The sequence below is a fragment of the Modestobacter lacusdianchii genome (genome assembly GCF_054177765.1).
Window position 1 is genome coordinate 1 of the sequence record NZ_JBJJTJ010000072.1, and the last position, 569, is coordinate 569.

At 63.3% G+C, this 569-nt stretch carries 1 rRNA gene; it reads right to left on the reverse strand.

Going from position 1 to position 569, the window contains the following annotated elements:
- Positions 1–460: 460 nt before the first annotated feature.
- Positions 461–569: ribosomal RNA gene (locus ACJTNH_RS20755) — 16S ribosomal RNA — on the reverse strand; the annotation flags it as partial.

Below are 569 nucleotides of genomic sequence, written 5' to 3' on the forward strand. Positions count from 1 at the left end.
AACACAGGCCCCACCCCCCGAAGAGAGCACGACCCACCAGATGAGCAGTACGCGGATCAGCGCAGGCATCCAGATACTTGAGTACTACTAGATGCTCGCGTCCACTGTGCAGTTCTCAAAGTACGGACGATCACCCACACCCCGACACCGCCAGACCCCGGCAACCCGGGCGGTACGACATCCAGTGGATCTCCGCAGAAGAAACACACCCCCACCACAGGGGGCCCGCTCCCTCAGGACCCAACAGCGTGCCTACGACCAGACCACCCACACCCACCACGATCCACACCCTCCGAGAAGGGCCGTACGAGCAGCAAGCTTGAGCACCAGGCCGAACTGGTCAGCGTTCCACCCTCGAGCTCCGTCACGAACACCCGAGACCCACCACAGTTGGTGGACCTTCACGGTCCGCGCACGGCTCTGGACCACACCCACGAGGAGTGCGGCCAGTGCTCCTTAGAAAGGAGGTGATCCAGCCGCACCTTCCGGTACGGCTACCTTGTTACGACTTCGTCCCAATCGCCGATCCCGCCTTCGACGGCTCCCTCCACAAGGGTTGGGCCACCGGC